A 19420-nucleotide genomic window follows, 5' to 3' on the forward strand; every position below is an offset into this window, starting at 1 on the left:
GCCTCGCCCGCACGTTCTACTTCTTGGGCTTGTCCGTGGACGACTCGGTGGACAGAGCGGCGACGAACGCCTCCTGGGGCACCTCGACGCGGCCGACCATCTTCATCCGCTTCTTGCCCTCCTTCTGCTTCTCCAGCAGCTTGCGCTTGCGGGAGATGTCGCCGCCGTAGCACTTCGCGAGGACGTCCTTGCGGATGGCGCGGATGTTCTCACGGGCGATGACCCGGGCGCCGATGGCCGCCTGGATCGGCACCTCGAACTGCTGCCTGGGGATGAGCTCGCGCAGCTTCTTGGCCATCTCGACCCCGTAGGCGTACGACTTCTCCCGGTGGACGATGGCGCTGAAGGCGTCCACGGCCTCGCCCTGGAGCAGGATGTCGACCTTGACCAGGTCCGACTCCTGCTCGCCCGAGGGCTCGTAGTCCAGCGAGGCGTAGCCGCGCGTACGGGACTTGAGCTGGTCGAAGAAGTCGAAGATGATCTCGCCGAGCGGCATGGTGTAGCGGATCTCGACACGGTCCTCGGACAGGTAGTCCATGCCCTGCAGGTTGCCCCGGCGGTTCTGGCAGAGCTCCATGATGGCGCCGATGAACTCCGAGGGGACGAGCACGGTCGTCTTGACCATCGGCTCGAAGACCTTCTCCACCTTGCCGGTGGGGAACTCCGAGGGATTCGTGACGACGACCTCCTTGCCGTCCTCCATGATCACCCGGTAGACCACGTTGGGCGCGGTGGAGATGAGCGAGAGGTTGAACTCGCGCTCCAGCCGCTCGCGGACGATCTCCATGTGGAGCAGGCCCAGGAAGCCGCAGCGGAACCCGAAGCCCAGGGCCGCGGAGGTCTCCGGCTCGTAGTCGAGGGCGGCGTCGTTGAGCTGGAGCTTGTCCAGGGCCTCGCGGAGGTCGGGGTAGTCGTCGCCGTCGATGGGATACAGGCCGGAGAAGACCATGGGCTTGGGGTGCTCGTACCCGCTGAGCGCCTTGACCGCCGGGCGCGTCACGGAGGTCACCGTGTCGCCGACCCGCGACTGGCGGACGTCCTTCACGCCGGTGATCAGGTAGCCCACCTCGCCGACGCCGAGCCCCTGGTCGGCGATCTTCGGCTCGGGCGAGATGACGCCGATCTCCAGCGTCTCGTGGGCGGCGGTGGTCGACATCATCAGGATGCGCTCGCGCTTGCCCAGGTGGCCGTCCATGACCCGGACGTAGGTGATCACGCCGCGGTAGGTGTCGTACACCGAGTCGAAGATCAGCGCGCGGGCGGGCGCGTCGGCGTCGCCGACCGGGGCCGGGACGTTCGCGACCACGTGGTCCAGCAGCTCGGAGACGCCCACGCCGGTCTTGCCGGAGACCTTCAGCACGTCCTCCGGCTCGCAGCCGATGAGGTGGGCGATCTCCGCGGCGTACTTCTCCGGCTGGGCCGCGGGCAGGTCGATCTTGTTGAGCACCGGGATGATCGTCATGTCGTTGTTCATGGCCAGGTAGAGGTTGGCCAGCGTCTGCGCCTCGATGCCCTGCGCGGCGTCGACCAGCAGGATCGCGCCCTCGCACGCCTGGAGCGACCGGGAGACCTCGTAGGTGAAGTCGACGTGCCCGGGGGTGTCGATCATGTTGAGGACGTAGTCGGTGTCGCCGACCTTCCACGGGAGCCTGACCGCCTGCGACTTGATCGTGATGCCGCGTTCGCGTTCGATGTCCATCCGGTCGAGGTACTGAGCACGCATGGAACGGTCGTCGACCACTCCGGTGATCTGCAGCATCCGGTCGGCGAGCGTCGACTTGCCATGGTCGATATGCGCGATGATGCAGAAGTTGCGGAGCACAGCGGGGTCGGTCTGGCCAGGCTGAATGCGCACCGGGGTCCGTTTCAACAGATTGATGACGATCACACGGCTGGCATGCCAGCCGTCTTCCATGGTGACATGTCCGGGTGATTGCCCGGACCAGAGCACGGCGCGGCCTGCGGTTCCTCGCTATGGTGGCGGCCCTGCTCCTCGCGCTTCCCGGGGTGGCCGTGGCCACCCTCACCCTGCAGTTTACCGGGACACCCGCCCCGTGGGCCAAGACGACCGGCCACGACGCCCTGTGGCTGGGCCACGCCTGGGTCGACGGCCGCAAGACGGCAGACGACGTGCGCACCCTCGCCGCCCGGCTGCGAAAGACCGGGATCAGGGACGTGTACGTCCACTCCGGCCCCTTCGACCCCGACGGGACCCTGCCCGCCGGCAAGCACCCGAAGGCGGCCGACTTCCTGAAGTGGTGGCGCGAGGAACTTCCCAAGGTCAGGGTGTCGGCCTGGCTCGGCCAGAAGGTCGACGGCGTCCTGGACCTCGACGACGCGGCCTCCAGGAAGCGCGTGCTGGACGGCGCCCGCGCGATCACGGCGCTCGGCTTCGACGGCGTCCACTACAACTTCGAGCCGATCGGCGACGGCGACACCGACTTCCTCGACCTGCTGACCCAGACCCGCGCGATCGTGGGCGACGGCCTGCTCTCCACCTCCACCCCGCAGATCGAGCCGTTCCCGCTCGTCCGCCCGGCCGCGCGCGCCGTCACCGGCCGCGACAAGTACTGGTCGCCCGGCTACTTCGGCCAGGTCGCCAAGCTCACCGACCAGGTCGCGATCATGACCTACGACTCCTACCTCCCCTTCCCCTCCGTCTACGGCGGCTACGTCGTACGGCAGAGCTCGCTGGCGCTGGAGCTCGTCCCCGAGGAGAAGACGGTGCTGATCGGCGCCCCGGCCTATCACGACCACGGCGTGGCCTGGGCCGACGAGGCCGAGAGCGTCGAGAACGCGGCCAGGGGCGCCCGGCTGGCGCTGACCTCGTACGGCAGGCCGCGCGAGCGTTTCGGCCTGGCGCTCTACGTCGACTTCGCCGCCACCAAGGAGGACTGGGCGGAGTACGAGAAGTTCTGGTTCAAGCCGTGAGCGTTCCGGTCCGAGCCATCATCATCACACGCTAAACTGATCAGGCATCCTTCTGCCCGGCCCGTCGATTTGAGTGTCGACCACGGCAGTTGGTAGCCTAGTCAACTGCGTGTGGCGCGCCCTCTCTGCCCGCGCGCCCCATCCAACGACATTCACCGAGGCTTCTTCGTGGCGAACATCAAGTCCCAGATCAAGCGCAACCGGCAGAACGAGAAGGCCCGGCTGCGTAACAAGGCTGTCAAGTCTTCCCTGAAGACGGCCATCCGCAAGTTCCGCGAGGCCGCCGACCAGGGCAACGTCGAAGAGGCCGTCGTGCTGCAGCGCGCCGCCTCCCGCCAGCTGGACAAGGCTGCCAGCAAGGGCGTGATCCACCGCAACCAGGCCGCCAACCGCAAGTCGGCGATCGCCCAGCGCGCCGCCGCCCTGTCGGCCGCCAAGTAGTTCCAGGTCTCGCGAACGCCGCTCCCTCCGGGGATGCGGCGTTCTTGCGTCTCAGGCCGGTTTTCCCTCCCGTGCCGGGCCCTGCCTCGCGTCTCAGGCGGACCCCGCTCCCCGTGTGCCTGACGCCCTGTCTCGCGAATCTCAGGCCGGATCTTCCCCAGCCACGCCTCACCCCGGCTCTTCCCGGCCCCTAGCCACGCCTCACCCCGGCTCTTCCTGGCTCTTCCCGGCCCCGGCCGTGTCTCCCCCGGCCCTACCGGGCCCCGGGCGTGCCTGGTTCCCGGCCCCGGCCGCGTCTCCCTCAGCCCTCCCGGCTCTTAGGCGTGCCTAGCGCCCCGTGCGGCTGGCCACCACGGTCTGGACCATGTGCTCCAGCGCGTACGCCGGGTCGGCCCCGCCACCCTTCACCTGCGCGTCGGCGAGGGCCGCGGCCTGGATCGCACGGGCGAGGCCCTCCGGGCCCCAGCCGTTCAGCTGCCGCTGGACCCGCTCGATCTTCCAGGGCGGCATGCCGAGATGGCTGGCGAGCTGGCCGCCCCGGAGGTTACGGGGAGCGCCTCCCACCTTGGCCAGCGAGCGCAGCCCCCCGGCGAGCGCGCTCACCAGCAGGACCGGCGCCGTACCGGTCGAGAGCGCCCAGCGCAGCTGCTCCAGGGCGTCGCCCAGCCGCCCCTCGACGGCCGAGTCGGCCACGGTGAACCCGCTCACCTCGGCCCTGCCCCGGTGGTAGCGCGCGACGGCGGCCTCGTCGATCGTCTTGCCGGGGGTGTCGAAGGCGAGCTGGCTGCACGCGGCGGCCAGCTCGCGAAGGTCGTTGCCCACGGCGTCGAGGAGCGCGGCGGCGGCGTCGGCCCCGATGGTGCGCCCGGCCCGCTTCAGCTCCGTCTTGACGAACGCCAGGCGCTCGGCCGCCTTGGTCACCTTGGTGACGGGGACCACCTGGGCTCCGGCCTTCTTGAGCCCGTCGACCAGGGCCTTCCCCTTGACGCCCCCCGGGTGGACGAGGACCAGCACGGTCTCCTCCGCCGGGCGGGCCGCGTAGGAGACGACCTCGGCGATGACGTCCTTGCCGAGGTCGTGGGCCGAGCGGACGACCACCACGGACCTGTCGCCGAACAGCGAGGGCGACGTCATGCGGGTGAGCTCTCCGAGCTCCATCTTCGAACCGGGGAGATCGTGCACCTCGGCGGTCGGGTCGGCGGCCTTGACCGCCGAGGTCACCTCGCTCACCGCGCGGTCGGCCAGGAGTTCCTCGTCGCCGAGTATCAGGATCACGGGTGCCGGATCGGTTGCCGCCATGTCGAGCAGCATGCCACGTCCGGGTGACCGGATGAGCCGTCGGCAAGTCGTTCGCAATCGAAATGCAGGTGCCACGGGGCACTCTGGAAACAGCACAGGAGGTGAGAATCATGACAAACTCCACTATTCGCCGCCACGCCTGCCCGCGCTGCGGGACGTCCCTCGACGAGGGCCCGATCATGTACCGTTGCGCGCGCTGCAGCCGGTCGGTCTACGCCGCCGACGTGAACACCGAGTTCCGCCGCCCGGCCAGGACCGGGAGCTGACCCGCGCCTCCCGGCCGGAGCCGGGAACCGCCGCCCACCGCCCGGTCCGGGCAGGAGACCACCCCCACCGCCCGGCCAGGACCGGGGCCTGACCCGCACCGGCCCCGTCCGTCCGGACCGGGGGCCCCGGGCCGCCCGCCAACGGGGCCGCGCGTCCACGGGCGACGACGGCCAGAGCCCCCTCGCGGACCACCACCGCGAGGTCGCCCGACAGATCCGTCCGGTAGGCGCGCACGCCGAGCCGGTGCAGCGCGGCCAGGGTCGACGGGGCGGGGTGGCCGTAGCCGTTGTCCGCCCCCACGCTGATCAGAGCGGCACGGGCGCCGGAGGCGGCGAGGAAGGCCGGGTCGTACCTGCCCGATCCGTGGTGCGGGACCTTGAGGATCTCGGCGGGCGGCAGGCCGCGCCGGAGCAGCTCCGCCTGAGCCTCGGTCTCGATGTCGCCGCTGAGCAGGGCCGCCCCCGCCGCCCAGCGGACGTGCACCACGACGCTGGCGTTGTTGACGGCCGCCCCCTCCCCCGCGCCGGGCGGGGAGGCCTCGGCCGCCGGGCCGATGACGGTGAGCTCCGAGGGCCCGAACCGCCAGCTCGCGCCGGGCCGCGCCGCCCACTCGGCCACGTGGCGCCGGGCCAGGTCAGCGCTCAGCCTCACCCCCTCTCGCTCTCCGGCACCGTGCGGGGTCACCACCACCGCTCCCACGGCACGCCCGCGAAGGACACCGTCGAGGCCGCCCACATGGTCGAGGTGCGGATGGGTGAGGATGACCAGCGGCACCTCCCCGACCCCCATGGAGCGCAGGCAACGGTCCACCGGCACCGGGTCCGGGCCCGCGTCCACCACCACGGCCCGCCCCGGCCCCGCCGCGACGAGCAGGGCGTCTCCCTGGCCGACGTCGCAGGCGACCAGCAGCCATCCGCGAGGCGGCCAGCGTGCCACGATCGGCGCGGCCACCGTCACGGCGAGGACCAGCCCGGCCAGGGCCGCCAGGGCGATCAGGCGTGGCCGCCGGTGCCGCAGCACCAGCACGGCGACCGGCACGGCGGCGGCCAGCAGGAGCAACCCGGTGACGCCGCCCGGCCACGGAACCACGCCCAGCGGGAGCGCCGCGGTGTGCTCGGCCACCTCGATGATCCATCCGGTGGCCAGCCCCGCCGGACGGACCAGCAGCTGGGCGAGCCCCATGTGCAGGGGCGCGATCAACGCCACCGCGAAGCCGAGCAGGGTGGCGGGGGCCACGGCCGGGCCCGCGAGCAGGTTGGCCGGGATCGCCACCGGTGCGAGCTGCCCCGACATCAGGACCAGGACGGGGGTGACCGCGGCCTGGGCGGCGGCGGCCACGGCGGTCGCCTCGGCGAGCCACCGGGGCATGCGGGTCGAGAGCCGGTCGCGCCAGCCCGGGGCGAGGACCAGGATGCCCGCGGTGGCCGAGACCGACAGCGCGAAGCCGTAGGAGCGGGCGAGTTCGGGGACGAAGAGGACCAGCCCCAGGACCGTCACCGACAGGGCCGCGACACCGTCGCGCGAGCGGCCCGTACCGAGGGCGAGGGCGGCGACCCCGCCCATCAGGAGGGCCCTGAGCACGCTGGGCGAGGGCCGGGCGACGACCGCGAAGGCGACCATGGCCGCCATCGCCAGCACCGCCCGCGCCGCGAGGGGCAGCCCGGCCGTCCTGGCCAGCGCGACCGCCGCTCCCGCCACGACGGCGAGGTTCGCGCCGGAGACCGCGAGGAGATGGCTCAGGCCCGCCGCCCTGAAGTCGGCCTTGACCTGCTCGTCCATCCGGGACACGTCGCCGACCACCAGGCCGGGCAACAGCCCGCGCTGCGCCGGCGGCAACACGTCGGCCGCCTCCCGCAACCCCGACCTGAGCGCCCCGGCCGCGCGCTGTTCCCAGGAGGGCCCGCTCAGGGCCCGCGGCGCTCCCCTGACCAGCACCACCGCCGCGAGCAGCTCCCCGGGGTCGGCCCTGCCGAAGCGCCCGGTGATCTCCACGCGCTGGCTGGGCAGCAGGGAGCGCCACCCGGCGCCGGAGACGAACAGCACCACCGGGGCCCGCAGCGCCACCCTGCCCGTTCCCGTCCCGACCGACTCGACCCGGGCGGGAACCACGAAACCCTCTCGCGGGAAAGGCCCTCCTTTCTGCCTCGTCTCCCTGGGGTCGTCGGTCACCACCACCTCGGCCGTCGCCGAGGCGTTCCTGCCCGCGAGCTCGGCGACCGGCCCCGTACCGACCGCGTGCACCCGGAACGCCACCGACCCCGCCACCGCGGCGGCGCATCCCAGGACCGCGATCACCGCGTTCCGTCTGCCCGTCGCCTCCCGGCCTCGGGTCAGGACTGCCACGGCCAGGGCACCCGCGGCCATGAGGCCGGCCGTCACCGCACCGGTCACGGCCGGGCAGCCCAGCAGGACGAGAGCGGCCATCCACGAGATGGCCGCCGGAAGGACCAGCTGCGTGGCGTGCGCACGCCACCCCTTTCCGGAACCGTCCGGGCTTCCCGAACCGCCGGACCTTCCGGCCCTTTCAGCCTCTCCGGCCCCTCTGGACCTCTTATGACCACCGGAGCCGTCCGAGGTGTCGAGGGCGGCGAGCGTGGTGGACCGCGTCATGGCCGTCCGCGTGGCCGGGGCGTCAGACACGGGCCTTGTCACGCATCTCGGCGTACTTCCGGTCGCCTATCCCGCTCACGTCGCGGAGCTGCTCGACGGAGCGGAAGCCGCCGTGCGCGTCGCGGTATTCGACGATGCGCCGGGCGAGCACCTCGCCCACGCCCGGTAACTGCTCGAGCTGCTCGGGGGTGGCGGTGTTGAGGTCGACGACGGCGGTGGCGGGATCCGGGGGACTCACCGTGGCGGGCGCCGCCGCGACGGCGGCCGCGCCGGAAAGGCCGACGACGATCTGCTCGCCGTCGACGAGCTTGCGCGCGAGGTTGAGGGATCCCGTGGCGGCCGCTCCCCGGACGCCCCCCGCCTCCTGGACCGCGTCGGCGACCCGCGAACCGCCGGGCAACGTGATCACCCCTGGCCGGCGGACCTTGCCCGTCACGTGAACGGTCAGCTCGGCGACCGGCATGGGCTGCTGCCGCGAAGCGGTGACGGGCGCCGACAGCGGGGACCCGGAGACCGGCATCGGCGGGGCCAGTGGCTCGGGCTCCGGCCGGGAGCGCCAGGCGTACACACCGCCCGCGACGGTGGCCACGAGGGCGACGAGCAGCAGGAGGCGCAGCCCCGGGCGGTCAGGACCGATCGCGGCCTTCTGGGTGGCCACGACCTTGCGAAGCGCCTCGAAGGACGGAGGGATCGGCGCCGAACGCGTACGCGCGAAGGAGGCGTCGTGAACGACCGCGTCCTCCGGCTCGCCCGGGGCGCCGGGTCGCGCGTGCCTGCCCACGCACGGCGTGCCGGCCGGACGGCACGGCAGGGACGCCGGGTCGGGTGATCCGCTTCCGGTCAGGCTCCGCAGCCGCGACTCGGCTTGGAACCGCTCGGTGTTCTGGCCTGTGGTCCGCACCCGCAGGACGTTACGGAGGCGGCGGCGAGCGCACTTTCGCCGAATCGTGTTCTGTGGATAGTGGGCCGCACAGACCGGATCGGCCGGTCTCACGGACCGGCGAACCTCGCGGGCCGCTTGAACCTCACGGACCGGCGAACCTCACGGACCGGTGAACCTCGCGGGCCGCTTGAACCTCACGAACCGGCGAACCTCACGGGCCGGCGAACCTCACGGGCCGGTGGACACCAGAGGCTCTCCGGTGGAGATGGTGACGCCGAGCATGCCGGGGCCGACGTGTGCGCCGATCACCGGGCCGACCTCGACGACGATGACCTCGGCGAGGGAGGGAACGCGCCGTCGCAGTCGTGCGGCCAGGGTCTCCGCGCGGGAGCGGGCGGCGAGGTGCTGGACGGCGATCTCCACCCGGCCGGTACCCGCGGCCTCGACCGCGAGGTCCTCGAGGCGGGCGATGGCACGGCTCGCCGTACGGACCTTCTCCAGGGGGACGATCGCGCCGTCGGAGATGTGCAGGATCGGCTTGATCATCAGTGCCGAGCCGAGGAGGCTCTCCGCCGCGCCGATCCGCCCTCCCCTGCGGAGATACTCCAGGGTGTCGACGTAGAAGAAGCTGCGGATCGACTCCGCGCGGCGGCGGGCGGCGTCCGCCACCTCGGTCCGTGTCGCGCCCTTCGCGGCGGCACTCGCGGCGGCGAGGACCGGGAACCCGAGGCCCATGGCGATGGACCTGCTGTCGACGACATCGACCGGAACGGGGGAATGCTCGGCCCCCGCGCGGGCGGCCTCGACCGTACCGGACATCTCAGCCGACAGGTGGATGGAGACGATACCGGTCGCGCCCCGGGCCGCAGCCTCGGCGTAGGCGTCCGTGAAACGGCGCGGGGCGGGCATGGAGGTCGTCACCTGGCCCCGTTCCCGCAGCATGTCGCCCACGCTCGTGCCCTCGGTCCGCGTCACGTCGTCGAGCGCCCGGCCTCCCACGATCATCTGGAGCGGCACCACGACGATTCCCCTGCGGGAGACCTCCTCCGGAGGGAGGTAGGCGGTGGAGTCCGTGACGACGGCGACCCGTGGAGACATGTCCAGAGGTTACGGGGTGGAGATCACGCGAAGGAGACGAGAACCCCGCCTCAGGCCTGCTGAGACGAGGAGCCCGCCGCGGGTCTACTGGACGGGGGTGCCGCCGCGCCAGACGCGGCGGGGCTTGAGGCCGAAGGACCAGGCGAAGGCGCCCTCGTGGTCGGCGTCCCACTGGACGATGTCGGCCAGGCGGCCGGGGGCGAGAACGCCGCGATCGGGGGCGCCGAGGACCGTGGCACCACCGAGGGTGGCGGCCCGGAGGGCGTCGCCGACGCTCATGCCGAAGGCCGCGACGGCGAGGCTGATGACCAGGGACATCGAGGTGATGCCGCAGTGGCCCGGGTTGTGGTCGCTGCCGAGGGCCACGGTTACCCCCTGGGCGAGCATCCGGCGGACCGGGGGCAGGCTGCCACGCTGGAGGGCGGTGCCGGGGCAGACCACGGCGGGGACGCCGTATCGGGCCAGGATCGCGATGTCCTCGTCGGTGGTGTGGTGGAGCAGGTCGGCGGAGGCGCAGCCGAGTTCGGCGGCGAGCTGGACGGCGCCGCGCCGGGTGTAGGCGCCGGCGTGCACGCGGGGCAGCAGGCCGACGTTGCGCCCGGAGGCCAGGACCCAGCGGGCCTCCTCCGCGGTGAAGTGGCCCTCGTCGCAGTAGACGTCGACACCGTCGGCTCCCGCCGCGGCGGCGTCGGCGCACCAGGCGCCCACGGCCTCGACGTAGTCGCGCTGGCGGCCGAAGTATTCGGGCGGGACGACGTGCGCGGCCATGAAGGTCACGTGCACCCGCGGCATCATCGGTTCCTTCTCCAGCTCGCGCAGGAGTCGCACGTCGGCCAGCTCGCCGTCACGGGTGAGGTGGTAGCCGGTCTTGGCCTCGATGGTGGTGGTGCCGCTGAGCAGCCAGTCGCGAAGCCGCTCGCGGACGCCGTTGCAGAGCGTCCAGGGGTCGGTGCCACGGGTGACCGTCACGGTGGAGCCGATGCCGCCGCCCGCCGCGGTGATCGCGGAGGGGGTGGAGCCGCTGGAGCGCATCGCCATCTCGGCGTAGCGGTTTCCCGCGTAGACCGGATGGGTGTGCGCGTCGATCAGGCCGGGGGTGACCAGCGCGCCGCCCAGGTTCTCGACGTGGTCGACGTCGACGATGTCGTCGACGACACCGGGCACGCTCTGCGGAAGATCCGCGGCGCGGCCGACCCAGGCGATCCGGTCGTTGTGGACGAGGATCGCCGCGTTGCTGAACACGTCGTTTCCGGTCCAGAGCCGGCCGATGTTGGTCAGGAGGCGGACCGTCATCGCATCACCGCCTTGTGTTCAGGGGAAGACACTCGGAGGAGGACCGCACCCGGACGGGGCGAGCCGTTCCGGACGTCGCCGGGCACCGTGCCCTTCAAACCCGCTGTGAGTCCGGACGGCATCGGGGGTCTCCTGCTCTCATCCGCGTATCTGTTGTGCGGCGACAGTATCGCCGAGATCATGATCGGGCGATTTCAGTTCAGTTACGTTATTTCACAAGTCGGCCCGCTGTACAGGCTAATTGGGAAGAACGCCGCCCCTCCGCGACCGCACCTCACCCGCCGGCTCGACGATCACGTGTGGCGTTGAGCAACTTTCCACAGCTCAGACTACTTCTTCATCGCCCGTAACAGTAGTCACCAGAGCAACTTGCGTCATAACATCTCGCTAGATTTGCCTTATGGTAGCAATCCAAACCTTGGGCGACCACTGTCACTTTTGAGGCTTTTGTACGTTTTCGCGTTCTTGTAGTGCAGCCCTCACGGGCCCCGGAACGCAAGTTCCGGCATTGAAACGCCGCTCGCCACCACCCTAAGCTGACATCCGGAAGGCCTGAGCCGACACCCGGAAGGCTCGCGCCCTCCCGGCGCGCCCCCGGCGATCCTCACGGGCTCCGCACGGTTCGCCCGTCACGAACGCACGGTTCGCCTGTCACGAACGCACGGTTCGCCTGTCACGAACGTGGTTCGCCCGTCATGAACGTGGTTCGCCCGTCACGAACGCGCGGGTCGTCTGTCGCGAAGCGGCCCCCGAGGACCACCCGCGAGGCCCATGATGTGATACGGCCACCCCGGCCGCCCGGCCCGGCCCCTTCACCCTCTTGAAGCTCTGACCACAAGCGGCCCACCGAACACCCAAAAAGGGTCGTAAGCAGGACGTTCCATGTAACCTTTCGTGCGAGTTGTCTCCAGGTCGTACGCATGGGAGTTGCCTTGTCCGTCCACGCGGACGCCGGTCGGCGTCGCATCGAAGAACTTTTCCAGGAGCACGAGGCGCGCGTCTTCAAGCGCTGGCTTGAGATCGCCCGTTCGCCCAGCGGCGGCACCGGCAATCAGGCGGATCGCGGGGGGCTGGCCGAGCAGTTACGCGAGCTCTACCAGTCGCTGCGCCAGTCGTTCGGCGAGTCCGGCGACCTCAGCGATCTGCGCGGCCTGCTCGCCGAGCTCTCCCGCGACCGCGCCCGCCAGGGGTTCACCCCGACCGAGACCGCGATCGTGGTGTTCGGCCTGAAGGAGGCGCTCTACGAGATCGTCGAGGAGGACGGCTCCCCCGAGGCCCTGCGAGGTTTCATCTGGTTCTCCCGGGTGATCGACGACCTCGGGCTCTTCACCATGGAGAGCTACGCGGCGGCCAGGGAGAAGATCATCATCGACCAGGCGGAGCAGCTGCTGGAGCTGTCCACCCCGGTGGTCAAGCTCTGGGAGGGCATCGTCGCGGTGCCGCTGGTCGGCACGCTCGACTCGGCCAGGACCCAGGTCGTCATGGAGAAGCTGCTGCAGACGCTCGTCGACACCGGCTCCGAGCACGCGGTCATCGACATCACTGGGGTGTCCGCCGTCGACACCGAGGTCGCCCAGCACCTGCTCAAGACCGTGGTGGCGGCCCGGCTGATGGGCGCCGAGTGCGTGATCTCCGGCATCCGCCCGCAGATCGCCCACACCATCGTCACCCTCGGCATCGAGTTCGGCGACATCGTGACCAAGGCCACCCTCGCCGACGCGCTGGCCCACACGCTGCGGGCGAGCGGGGTCAGGTTCGTCAAGGGCGGGGAGTCGCGCATCGCGGTGCGGACGGTGGAGGGCTGATGGATCGCGTCCCCATCCTCAAGCTCGGCGACATCCTGATCGTCTCCATCCAGATCGACCTGCAGGACATGAGCGTGCTCGCGCTCCAGGAGGACCTGTCGGAGAAGGTGGTCGAGACCGGTGCGCGAGGGGTGATCATCGACATCACCGCCGTGGAGATCGTCGACTCCTTCATCGGCCGGATGCTGGCCACCATCGCGGCGATCTCCCGCATGCTCGACGCAGAGACGATCGTCGTCGGCATGCGGCCGGCGGTGGCGATCACCCTCGTCGAGCTCGGCCTCTCCCTAGGCGGTGTACGCACGGCGCTCAATCTTGAGAAGGGCGTCACGATGCTGAACCAGATCGAAAGTTCCGAGCGTTCAGCGGCCTCCCGGTGACGACCGCGGAGGAGTTGCCCATCAACGCCAACGGCGACGTCGTGCTGGTCCGCCAGCGAGTCAGGACCGTCGCCGTGAACGTGGGCCTGTCCCTGGTCGACCAGACCAAGGTGGTGACCGCGGCCAGCGAGCTGGCCCGCAACGCCCTGGTCTACGCCGGAGGCGGGCAGGTGCGCGTCGAGGTCGTCCACAAGGGCATGCGGAAGGGCCTGCGGATGGTCTTCAGCGACAACGGCCCCGGCATCCCGGACATCGATCAGGCACTGACCGACGGCTGGACCACCGGCGGGGGCCTCGGCCTCGGCCTCAGCGGCTCCCGACGCCTGGTCGACGAGTTCGACCTGGAATCGACTCCCGGTGAGGGCACGCTGATCACGGTGACGAAATGGGCGCGCTGATCCGCTCCCAGCGCGACGCCTGGGTACGGGCGGAGGACGCCAGCTCGATCGGCGCCCTCCGCCGTACCGCCGTGACGCTCGCGGAGATCCGCGGATTCAGTGAGGAGGACACCGGGCGGGTCGCCGTCGCGGTGAGCGAGGCCGCGTCGAACCTGGTCAAGCACGCGACCGAGGGCGTCATGCTGATCCGCCCGCACCCGGAGCTGGACTCGGCGGTGGAGGTCCTCGCGATCGACCGGGGGCCGGGGATGCTGGACGTCTCGCGCGCCCTGCGCGACGGCTACTCCACCGCCGGCACCCTCGGCATCGGGCTGGGCGGCATCGCCCGGATGGCCAGCGGGTACGAGGTCCACTCCATACCCAGCCGGGGCACCGTGCTCGGCATGTACTTCGCCGCCCAGGGCGCGCCCCACCCCCCGTCCCGGGTGAGCGGCCTGACCCGCCCGATCGGCGAGGAGACCGTCTGCGGCGACGCGTTTGTGGCCGCCGAGGAGGGCACTACGACAACCGTGATGCTCTGCGACGGCCTCGGCCACGGGCCCGCGGCCGCCCAGGCCTCCCAGGAGGCGGTGCGGCTCTTCCTGCGGCACGCGGACCTCGCCCCGGTCACCGTCCTGGAGCGCATCCACGCCGGCCTCGGCCACACCAGGGGCGGCGCGGTCGCCGTGGCCCGTGTCGACGGCGCCGCGGGCACGGTCAGCTTCGCCGGCCTCGGCAACGTCTCCGCGTGGATCGCCCACAACGAGGGCCGCCAGGGGATGATCTCCGTCCCGGGCATCGCCGGCCACAAGGCCAGGACCCTGCGCCAGTACGAGTACACCCTGCCGCGCCACGGCGTCGTCCTGCTCCACTCCGACGGCCTGACCGAACGCTGGGACATCACCTCCTACCCGGGGCTCGTCACGCGCCTGCCCTCCGTCGTCGCGGGCACGCTGCTGCGCGACGCCGGGACCCGCAGGGACGACGCCTGCGTGGTCGCCGTCAGGCCGAACACATGACCGGGGACGAGCTGGTCCGGATCCCCGTCCGGGACGACCAGGACGTCTTCGCCATGCGCAAGCTGGGCCGCGAGGTGGCGGAGAGCGTGGGGCTGGAGCCCCAGGACCAGATCCGGGTGGCCACCGCGCTGAGCGAGATCGGCAGGGAGCTCGTCGAGGCGGGAACCGACGCCTCCGTCGCCTTCCTGCTGGAGCGGGACGCCCTGCTCGTCACGGTCGACTTCCCGGCGAAGATCGGCTTTCGCTCCTCGGACGGGGTGACGCTGGCGGGGCGTCTCGTCGACCACATCGAGCTCGATCCCGCCGAGGGAAGAATAAGCATGGTCAAACGGCTCCCGCAGGGCCGCAAGCCGAGACTCTCGGCGGAGGAGATCCGTGCCAGGATCGCCGCCACGACGCCCACCACCGCCCTCGACGAGCTGCGCAGGCAGAACCAGGAGCTCGCCGAGACCCTGGAGGAGGTCCTGCAGCTCAACACCGAGCTGGAGGAGACCAACCAGGGCGTACTGGCGCTCTACAACCAGTTGTCCGAGGAGCTGGAGGAGACCAACCGCGGCGTCGTGGCGCTCTACGCCGAGCTGGACGAGAAGTCCGCGCAGCTCCGGGCGGCGAGCGACGCGAAGAACAGGTTCTGGGCCACCGTCAGCCACGAACTGCGCACCCCCCTCAATTCGATCATCGGCCTGGTCCGCCTGCTGGTGGGCCCCGGCGGGGAACCCCTGGCCGCCGAGCAGCTCCACCAGATCAACCTCATCGGCTCCTCCGCGGAGACACTCCTGTCGCTGGTGAGCGAGCTGCTCGACATGGCGAAGGCCGAGGCAGGGAGGCTCGACCCGCAGCCCTCCATGGTCGACCTGGTGGCCCTGGCCGAACGGCTGCGCATGACGCTGCACCCCACCACCGGCAACGACGAGGTGCGGCTCACGGTGGAGATCTCGCAGGCGCCGCAGGAGATGATGGTGGACGAGGTGATGCTCACCCGGATCCTGCGCAACCTGCTCTCCAACGGGCTGAAGTTCACCGAGCACGGCGAGGTCAGGCTGGAGGCGAACCTCGACGCGACCACCCACGACCTGGTCTTCACCGTGACCGACACGGGGATAGGCGTGCCCGAGGAGCACCTGGAACGCGTCTTCGAGGAGTTCTTCCAGGTCCCGGGGCCGATCCAGGTGCGGAGCAAGGGGACCGGGCTCGGCCTGCCGTACGCCCGGCGGCTGGCGGAGGCGCTGGGCGGCGCGCTGCAGCTGACCAGCGTCGCCGGATCCGGCACCACGGCCACCCTGAGGCTTCCCTACCGGCACGACGGGGCTCCCGTGGTCGGCCGGGTGCTCGTCGTGGACGACGACGAGGAGTTCCGCGCCACCATACGCCGGATGCTCACCGGGTTCGCCGCGCACGTCGACGAGGCCTCCGACGGGCTGATGGCGCTGGAGATGATGACGGCCAACCCACCCGACCTCGCGCTGATAGACCTGCTGATGCCCCGCCTCGACGGCACCGCGCTGATGCTGCGGATGTCGGACGACGAGCGGCTGCGAGAGGTCCCTGTGGTCGTCGTGACCGTCGCCACGTCACGCCAGGTCCCCGAGCGGGCGCACATGATGATCTCCAAACAGGGGCTGCGCCGCGACACCCTGCTGGAGGCGATCGGAAGCGCCCTCGGACCCGCCGATGGGTGACAACGCGGCGACGGTGCTGGTCGTGGACGACACCCCGACCAAGCTGTACATCCTGTCGAGCTGGCTGCGGCGCTCGGGGCACCAGGTCGTGCAGGCCACCGGCGGCATGGAGGCGCTCGTCAAGGTCAGGGAGCTCCTGCCGGACCTCGTCGTCCTGGACGTACGGCTGCCCGACATCAGCGGCTACGAGGTCTGCGAGCAGATCAAGGCCGACCCGGCGACGTCCTCCATCCCGGTCATCCAGATCTCCGGGGCGGCGATCACCCCGGCCGACCGGGCGCACGGGCTCGAACGCGGCGCCGACGCCTACCTGGCCGAGCCGGTCGAACCCGACGAGTTCGCCGCGACGGTCGAGGCCACGCTGCGCTACTACCGCGCCCGGCAGCGGGCCGAGCTGATGGCCCTGCGGCTGGCCGCCCTCACCGAGGTCACGCTCTCGATGAACTCCGCCGAGACGTTCGACGAGCTCCTCGCCACGGCCGTCGAGGGAACCTCGCGAATCCTGGGGCGGCACGCGAGCACGCTCGCCCTGCCCCCCGACGGCCAGACCCGCAGGTTCTCCGCGACCCCCTCGGGGGGCGCCGTCGCCAAGGTCGCGGCACCGAACACGCTGCCCGGCCTGAGCGCGATGTCCCTGGGCGGCGCCGCCGGCACCCAGGTCTTCACGGTTTCGGCCGCCGACTGGGTGAACCTGACGCCCGACTCGACCCTCGGCCGTGACATCTCGGCCGTGGTCTGCCGCACCAAGCTGGGCCGGCCTCCCGTCTACCTCGGGGTGGTGGCGGATCCGGCACTCGACGCCGACGAGTCCAACGTGCTGCGCCAGCTCGGCCAGGCCCTCGGCCTCGCCGTGGACGCGCTGCGGGCGTACGCCGAGGAGCACGCGATCGCCCTCACCCTGCAGCGCAGCCTGCTGCCGGCGCGACTCCCCGAGACCCCCGGGGTCGCGATCAGCTGGCGGTACCAGCCGGCGGTCGACAACGTCGAGGTCGGAGGCGACTTCTACGAGGTCCTGCGGCTGGGCCACCGGGTGCTCATCGCCATCGGCGACGTGCAGGGACACTCGCTGCTGGCCGCCACCGTCATGGCGGAGCTGCGCCACGCGCTGCGCGCCTCCGTCATCGGCACCTCGGACCTCGGCGCGTCGATGGCGCTGCTCAACGAGGTGCTGCGGCGCTACCACCCCGGCATGACCGCCACCGTGTGCCTGCTCCTGCTCGACCCGGCGACCGGGGAGATGGAGATCGCGAACGCGGGGCACATCCCGCCCCTGTTCATCGCGGACGCCCAGGCCCACTACCACCGCCTGGGAAACCTCCTGCTGGGGGTGGCCCAGGAGACCTACCGGGTCGACCGGGTGAACGTCCCCGAGGGAAGCTCGGTGCTGATGTTCACCGACGGGCTGATCGAGGACCGCGACAAGCTGCTCGACGAGAGCCTGGAGATCGTACGGCACCTGGCGGAGCGGGTGGAGGAGGACCTGGAGGTCTTCTGCGACCGGCTGATCGAGCGCTTCGGGGCCAGGGAGGACGACGTGGCGCTGGTGATGTTCCGCCGCGGGACACATCGCTGACACAGCACGGGAACGTCACCGGCCCGCACCTGAACGCCACCGGTCGCCACCGGTCGGCACCGGTCGGCACCGGTCGGCACCGGTCGGCACCGGTCGGCACCGTGAAGAGGGCGGGCGGTCCGGACAGGCCGAGAACGATCATCCCGGGCCACCGGTGCCGGAAAGACGAAACGACCACCCCGGGCGACCGGTGCCGGGTCGGCACGGCGGTCACCCCGGGTGGCCGGTGGGAAATCAGACGGCGGTCTCGACCGGTTTGGCGGTCTTCTCCAGCTCGGCGAAAAGGCCGGGCAGGACCCTGGCGTGCAGGACGGTGCCGTCGCCGGTGTGCTCGACGCCGAGGACCTCGCCCTCCTTGTGCGCCCGGGAGATCAGGTCGCCGCGCTCGTACGGCACGAGAAGCCTGACCTCCTGGTCGAAGCGGGGCAGCTCCCGCTCGATCACGGCCCGCAGCTCGTCGAGCCCGGCACCGGTGCGGGCCGAGACCACGACGGTGCGGCTCTCCTTGGCGGTCAGCTGGGCCAGCACCACCGGGTCGGCGGCGTCGGCCTTGTTGATGACCACGATCTCGGGGATGTCGCGGGCGCCCTCGATGTCGCCGATCACCTCTCGCACCGCGGCGAGCTGCGAGTCGGGGTCGGGGTGCGAACCGTCGACCACGTGCAGGATCAGGTCGGCGTCGCCGACCTCCTCCAGCGTGGAGCGGAACGCCTCGACGAGCTGGTGCGGCAGGTGCCGGACGAACCCGACGGTGTCTGCCAGCGTGAACAGGCGGCCGTCGGGCGTCTGCGCCCTGCGGACCGTCGGGTCGAGCGTGGCGAACAGGGAGTCCTCGACGAGCACTCCCGCGCCGGTCAGCCGGTTCAGCAGCGAGGACTTGCCCGCGTTGGTGTATCCGGCGATGGCCACGGCGGGAACCTCGCGCTGCGTGCGCCGCGAGCGCTTGGTCACGCGGGCGGTGGTCATCCCGCCGATCTGGCGGCGCAGCTTGGCCATCCGCTCGCGGATGCGGCGGCGGTCCAGCTCGATCTTGGTCTCACCGGGGCCGCGGCCGCCCATGCCGACGCCGCCCGCGGCGCGACCGCCGACCTGGCGCGACAGGTTGCCACCCCAGCCTCGCAGGCGCGGCAGCAGGTAGTTGAGCTGCGCGAGCTCGACCTGCGCCTTGCCCTCGCGGCTCTTGGCGTGCTGGGCGAAGATGTCGAGGATCAGCATGGTCCGGTCGATGACCTTGACCTTGACGATCTCCTCGAGCTGGCGGAGCTGGCCGGGGCTCAGCTCCCCGTCGCACACCACGGTGTCGGCACCGGTGGCGGAGACGATGTCGGCGAGCTCCTGTGCCTTGCCCGAGCCGATGTAGGTCGCGGTGTCGGGCTTCTGCCGGCGCTGGATCAGCCCTTCGAGCACTTCCGAACCCGCGGTCTCGGCGAGGAGCTTCAGCTCCAGGAGGGAGTTCTCGGCGTCGGTCGCCGTCCCGGAGGTCCAGACGCCGACCAGGACGACCCGCTCAAGTCGCAGCTGGCGGTATTCGACCTCGGTGACGTCTTCCAGCTCCGTGGAGAGGCCCGCCACCCGGCGGAGTGCCTGGCGCTCGGCCAGGTCCATCTCACCGTTGTCGAGCAGGTCGTCGAATCGGTCGATGTCCAGCGGCTCACGAGTGTCTATGTCGTCGCTCCATTCAGATGGTTGGTGCGTATCGTTCTTCCCGTATGAGTGAACGCTCGAACACCCCGGGTCTCTTCCCCCCGATGGTGCCACGGGAACC

The 19420-nt window shown here is 71.2% G+C and carries 15 protein-coding genes; 8 read left to right on the forward strand and 7 right to left on the reverse strand.

Annotation, left to right across the window (positions count from 1 at the left end; all coding sequences use genetic code 11):
• Window positions 1–16 precede the first annotated feature (16 nt).
• The gene (gene lepA, locus ACFYWM_RS11040; RefSeq protein WP_389912072.1) at window positions 17–1855 is read right to left on the reverse strand and encodes a translation elongation factor 4; all 1839 of its coding nucleotides are present in this window, start codon (window positions 1853–1855) and stop codon (window positions 17–19) included.
• A gap of 74 nt (window positions 1856–1929) precedes the next feature.
• On the opposite strand from lepA, the gene ACFYWM_RS11045 reads away from it, so the two are divergent.
• Both ACFYWM_RS11045 and rpsT read left to right on the forward strand, forming a co-directional pair.
• Entirely contained in the window at window positions 1930–2931 is a 1002-nt protein-coding gene (locus ACFYWM_RS11045) for a hypothetical protein (RefSeq protein WP_389912075.1), read from the forward strand.
• A gap of 168 nt (window positions 2932–3099) precedes the next feature.
• A complete protein-coding gene (gene rpsT, locus ACFYWM_RS11050; RefSeq protein WP_389912078.1) occupies window positions 3100–3372 on the forward strand; it encodes a 30S ribosomal protein S20 in 273 nt (90 codons plus the stop codon).
• 327 nt (window positions 3373–3699) lie between these two features.
• Here the strand turns inward: rpsT and holA are convergent, their stop codons facing one another.
• The 5 genes from holA to hutI all read right to left on the reverse strand — a co-directional run bounded on the left by holA (window position 3700) and on the right by hutI (window position 10822).
• Window positions 3700–4671 carry a DNA polymerase III subunit delta gene (gene holA, locus ACFYWM_RS11055; RefSeq protein ID WP_389912080.1) on the reverse strand — a complete coding sequence of 324 codons (972 nt, stop codon included), beginning with the start codon at window positions 4669–4671 and terminating at the stop codon, window positions 3700–3702.
• 177 nt (window positions 4672–4848) lie between these two features.
• Window positions 4849–7362 (reverse strand): ComEC/Rec2 family competence protein, encoded by a 2514-nt coding sequence (locus tag ACFYWM_RS11060; protein WP_389912083.1) that lies wholly within the window; start codon window positions 7360–7362, stop codon window positions 4849–4851.
• A 208-nt stretch (window positions 7363–7570) separates the two neighbouring features.
• Window positions 7571–8449, reverse strand: a complete 879-nt coding sequence (locus ACFYWM_RS11065) for a helix-hairpin-helix domain-containing protein (RefSeq protein WP_389912086.1) — start codon at window positions 8447–8449, stop codon at window positions 7571–7573.
• 210 nt (window positions 8450–8659) lie between these two features.
• Window positions 8660–9529, reverse strand: a complete 870-nt coding sequence (locus tag ACFYWM_RS11070) for a DegV family protein (RefSeq protein ID WP_389912089.1) — start codon at window positions 9527–9529, stop codon at window positions 8660–8662.
• An 84-nt stretch (window positions 9530–9613) separates the two neighbouring features.
• Complete coding sequence (gene hutI, locus ACFYWM_RS11075; protein WP_329091979.1) at window positions 9614–10822, reverse strand: imidazolonepropionase; 1209 nt, start codon at window positions 10820–10822, stop codon at window positions 9614–9616.
• A gap of 920 nt (window positions 10823–11742) precedes the next feature.
• Here hutI and ACFYWM_RS11080 point away from each other — a divergent pair.
• Genes ACFYWM_RS11080 through ACFYWM_RS11105 form a run of 6 tightly spaced genes read left to right on the forward strand, consistent with a single transcriptional unit; the run spans window position 11743 to window position 17655 of the window.
• Window positions 11743–12627 (forward strand): STAS domain-containing protein, encoded by an 885-nt coding sequence (locus tag ACFYWM_RS11080; protein ID WP_389912092.1) that lies wholly within the window; start codon window positions 11743–11745, stop codon window positions 12625–12627.
• Window positions 12627–13007: an STAS domain-containing protein gene (locus tag ACFYWM_RS11085; RefSeq protein ID WP_389912095.1), complete on the forward strand. Its 381-nt coding sequence runs from the start codon at window positions 12627–12629 to the stop codon at window positions 13005–13007. The genes ACFYWM_RS11080 and ACFYWM_RS11085 overlap by 1 nt, the downstream gene beginning before the upstream one ends.
• Window positions 13004–13405, forward strand: coding sequence for an anti-sigma regulatory factor (locus tag ACFYWM_RS11090; protein ID WP_389912098.1), 402 nt, complete (start codon window positions 13004–13006; stop codon window positions 13403–13405). Before ACFYWM_RS11085 ends, ACFYWM_RS11090 begins: the two co-directional genes overlap by 4 nt.
• The gene (locus ACFYWM_RS11095) at window positions 13393–14403 is read left to right on the forward strand and encodes an ATP-binding protein (protein WP_389912101.1); all 1011 of its coding nucleotides are present in this window, start codon (window positions 13393–13395) and stop codon (window positions 14401–14403) included. The genes ACFYWM_RS11090 and ACFYWM_RS11095 overlap by 13 nt, the downstream gene beginning before the upstream one ends.
• Window positions 14400–16082: a hybrid sensor histidine kinase/response regulator gene (locus ACFYWM_RS11100; RefSeq protein WP_389912104.1), complete on the forward strand. Its 1683-nt coding sequence runs from the start codon at window positions 14400–14402 to the stop codon at window positions 16080–16082. Before ACFYWM_RS11095 ends, ACFYWM_RS11100 begins: the two co-directional genes overlap by 4 nt.
• Window positions 16075–17655, forward strand: a complete 1581-nt coding sequence (locus ACFYWM_RS11105) for a SpoIIE family protein phosphatase (protein WP_389912106.1) — start codon at window positions 16075–16077, stop codon at window positions 17653–17655. Before ACFYWM_RS11100 ends, ACFYWM_RS11105 begins: the two co-directional genes overlap by 8 nt.
• Window positions 17656–17889: 234 nt before the next feature.
• On the opposite strand, the gene hflX is transcribed toward ACFYWM_RS11105, so the two are convergent.
• Entirely contained in the window at window positions 17890–19260 is a 1371-nt protein-coding gene (hflX, locus tag ACFYWM_RS11110; protein ID WP_389912109.1) for a GTPase HflX, read from the reverse strand.
• Between the last annotated feature and the right edge of the window lie 160 nt (window positions 19261–19420).

Origin of the sequence: Streptosporangium sp. NPDC002721 (genome assembly GCF_042888905.1) — a bacterium.
In the GTDB taxonomy this organism is placed as follows: domain Bacteria; phylum Actinomycetota; class Actinomycetes; order Streptosporangiales; family Streptosporangiaceae; genus Streptosporangium.